Source organism: Pseudomonadota bacterium, assembly GCA_039815145.1.
Lineage (GTDB): Bacteria > Pseudomonadota > Gammaproteobacteria > Steroidobacterales > JBCBZW01 > JBCBZW01.
This window is the reverse complement of sequence record JBCBZW010000257.1, coordinates 1-3,369: the sequence shown is the minus strand read 5'-3', so window position 1 is coordinate 3,369 and position 3,369 is coordinate 1. Positions and strand designations below refer to the sequence as shown.

Annotated in this window: 4 protein-coding genes; 2 read left to right on the top strand and 2 right to left on the bottom strand. The window is 66.4% G+C overall.

Annotated elements, in window-relative coordinates:
• On the bottom strand, window positions 1-437 hold a 437-nt coding region (locus AAF184_25435), incomplete at its 3' end, for an SDR family NAD(P)-dependent oxidoreductase (GenBank protein MEO0425698.1).
• Between the two features lie 86 nt (window positions 438-523).
• Here AAF184_25435 and AAF184_25430 point away from each other — a divergent pair.
• A complete protein-coding gene (locus AAF184_25430) occupies window positions 524-1,678 on the top strand; it encodes a hypothetical protein (GenBank protein MEO0425697.1) in 1,155 nt (384 codons plus the stop codon).
• A 15-nt stretch (window positions 1,679-1,693) separates the two neighbouring features.
• Here the strand turns inward: AAF184_25430 and AAF184_25425 are convergent, their stop codons facing one another.
• A complete protein-coding gene (locus AAF184_25425; protein ID MEO0425696.1) occupies window positions 1,694-2,521 on the bottom strand; it encodes a DUF2306 domain-containing protein in 828 nt (275 codons plus the stop codon).
• 194 nt (window positions 2,522-2,715) lie between these two features.
• On the opposite strand from AAF184_25425, the gene AAF184_25420 reads away from it, so the two are divergent.
• Window positions 2,716-3,369 (top strand): sensor histidine kinase (locus tag AAF184_25420; GenBank protein ID MEO0425695.1); only part of this gene is annotated, 654 nt, incomplete at its 3' end.

Sequence of the window (3,369 nt, the reverse complement as noted above, 5' to 3'; positions counted from 1 at the left end):
GCGACGGAGGAGACGTTGACGATGGCGCCGCCGTCGCCCCCGTGCGCACGGCTCATGCGGCGCACGGCCTCGCGGCAGCAGGTGAATACGCTGGTCACGTTGCTGGTGAACACATCGCTTATCCGCTCGGCGCTCATCTGCGTGAGGCGGGCCTGAGGCTTGAGGATGGCGGCGTTGTTCACCAACGCGCTGACGAGCCCGAGCTGCTCATCGACGGTGAGGAAGAGCCGTTCGACCTCCTCTTCGCGGGCCACATCTGCCTGCACCGCGATCGCCCGCACCGGGAACTCCGCGGCGAGGGCGCGTAGCACCGCCTCGGCGGCGGTCTTGTCCCGGCGGTAGTTCACGCACACATCGTAGCCGTCCGTCGCCAGGCGCCGAGCGGTGGCAGCGCCGATCCCGCGGCTGGCGCCGGTGATGATCGCGATCTTGCTCATGCCGGCATTCTCGCGCGAGCTCGCCAGCCGTGACCAGCGCTACTGGGGATTGGTAGGCTGGAAACTCTACTCGGGAGGAATTCGCGATGCTCACACGCCGCTTTGTTGCTGTCTCGATCCTGCTCTGCACCACGGCGGTGACCCACGCTGATCCGGCCGACATGCCGCTCCTCGGCGACGAGGACCTCCACCTCTACACCATCCCCGCCTTCGAGGTGTTCGACCTGGCGACCCGTCGCGCGGTGGATGAACGCTACGATGAACTGATCGCCGCGGGCATGGACACGGCCCGCCACCTGTTCGACTGGCGTGAACTCGAGCCGTCACCGGGGGCCTACGACCGTCGCTTAGTTGTCGAGGCGATGGGAGACTTGCGCGCCCGGGGCATCGCCCACCAGTTCCCGAACATCGTCATCATCGACTCGGCCGGGCCGGAGGTGCCTGATCACATCGAGGACCTCCTGCGCGCGGGGGCGGCCTGGGACGATCCAGCGATCGTCGCTGCCCTCGAGAACCTGTTGGATGTCTTCGTTCCGCTGATGCTGGCACAGGATGCGTTCGCGCTCGGCCTCTCCAACGAGCCTGGTGGCTACTACGAGGATGAGCCCGCGCAGGCGGCGAGCTTCAAGGGCTTGATCGCGGCTGCCGTCACCCGCGTTCACGCCCTCGAGCCAGATCTCGCCACCACCGTCGTGTTTGCCGGGCCCGAGGACGCGGCCATCGACGATCTGATGCCGCTCCTCGACGTCGCGAGCTTCAATACCTACGTCTACGCTCTGCGTCCCGCCGCCAACTGCGTGCTGGAAGACATCCCGCTCGAGCTCTTCCGCGCCGATCGCGCCAGCAACGTCGGCACCTACCTCGATGCCCTGGTCGACGCGGCCCAGGGCAAGCTGATCAACATCCAGGAGATCGGTCAGGCGACGGAGGGCCGATCGCTGGGCCCGCTGGCGGGCGAGTCGAGTCAGGCGGCGGTCTACGACGCATTGGCGACAGCCCTGGACGCACGTCGAGCGCACTTCCGCACCGTGTGCAACTGGACCTTGAACGACCACGACAGTGCCTGGAACTCGCTGGCGCGCGCCTTGATCGCGAGTGGCTTGCCGCGGTGCTACGCGGGCAACATCCGCGACATCTTCACCAAGACGGGGCTGGTGCGAAGCGATGCGGACGCCACGCCCAAGCCCGCCTTCGAGGTGTTCAAGCGCTCCGTCGGGGAGCTGCGTCGACAGCCGGACTAGTGGCCCGCGATTGCTTCACATCCTCGGCAGCCACATGCCCGTGGTCGCGGTGAAGATGCCGAGCCCCATGTAGACAGTGAGCAGGGACAAGGTGGCCACGAATGCCAGCTGACCGCCAGGCGAGCTGCTGCTGCGCTGGCAGTGGAAGTACCACTCCAACATGGCCAGCGGCAGCAGATACTGGGCGAAGCCCAACACGTAGAGAAACGGCCCGGTGAACGGCTCCCAGTCGATGCCCACACCTCCGGTGAGCAACACCCAGCCCATCAGGCCGACGCGGAAGAACCAGACGGCGCTCGCCACCATGAACAGACGCAGGGCCCAACGCCGGTGCTCGGTGATGCGACGGCCGACCGCGTGATACACGGCGAAGGCGGCACAGACGATGATCAGTACGCCATCCCCGCTGATGCCCAGATGGGAGAGAAAATCGCCGATGGGGCTTCGGGTCCAGGTCATGTACAACCCGAACACGGCACTACTGACCGCCGCGAGCAGGTAGCTCCGACCAAGCCACCGATGGAAGCGCGGAAAGCGCGTTCTCACCGCGGGGATGAGCTGCAGCGGACCACCGCCGATGATGATGGCGGCGAGCAATACGTGGCCGATGGCGGCGAAGTTGCCGACCGTATCACCCTCGATGAAGCCCCCTGGTAGGTGCGATCCCTCCAGCGCTCGCATGCCGTGTTCGGCGACCGGGGGATAGAACACGGCGAGGATGTAGGCGAGGAAGAGCCAGTGGCCAACGGCCGCGAGGCCAAACCAGACCTTGACGGCGACGTCCACGGCTTGGCGCGCCGTGGGCGGGGCCAGCGTGCTTCTCTCTAGGGCGATGTCGTTCATGGGGCGTCCTTGGCGTCGGCAGTGGATGGGTGAGGCTCATGGTGGGGGGTGTTGGGGTGTGCGAGCATCGCCCGCAGGTGCGGTTTGGCCCTCCCCCAAAAGTCGTAGATCCACTGCCGCCTCGATCCGACGCGATGGGTATGACAAGCCTCGCGGCGAGGTTTAGGCTCTGTCCATGAACCGACCGGGTCCGGGTGCCGGCGCTCGCCACCTTCGCCATCGCCGTGGCTGAACACGCCACGATCGCGGGCGTACGCGTGTGGCGACCTCTGCTCGCCCCCGCTCAACGCTGGCCGTTATCGACGGATCTCCTGATCGCGTTGCTCTCCTTTACGCTGACCTTGTTGCTATGGGCTCAGGCGAACATGGCGGTGAGGAGCTTCGTGGACGTGGGCACCTTCGTGTGCGCTTTCGTGGGCAACCTGGCGTTGCTGTGGCGACGAAGCCATCCGCTGTCCACCCATTACGTCGTGCTCGGGGCCAGCGTGCTGGTCTACCTCGGGTCGATGACCGGCGGGATCTTCGCGCTGGCGTTTTCCCTCTACAGCGTCGGCCGGCACGCGAAAGACAGCCGCGCCAGCCTGATCGCCATGCTGGCGGCGCTGGCGTTCGTCGCCGTTGACTCCTTTATCGTCAACCCACCGAGCATCAGCGGCATGCTCGGGGCGATGATGGTGGCTGGCCTGTGGTACGTGGGACGACGCTACCGATTCCGGGGCGAGTACTTGCGTCTGCTCGAAGAGCGGGCCGAGCATCTCGAGCGCGAGCGCAGCGTGGAAGCGGAGCGCGCGGTTGCTGCCGAGCGCACCCGGATCGCTCGGGAGATGCACGACATCGTCGCCCATCAG

What these genes read in the sequence shown, in the direction of transcription:
- AAF184_25430 (MEO0425697.1), top strand. Translation starts at nt 524, where the DNA reads ATGCTCACACGCCGCTTTGTTGCTGTCTCGATCCTGCTCTGCACCACG.
- AAF184_25425 (MEO0425696.1), bottom strand. Translation starts at nt 2,521, where the DNA reads ATGAACGACATCGCCCTAGAGAGAAGCACGCTGGCCCCGCCCACGGCG.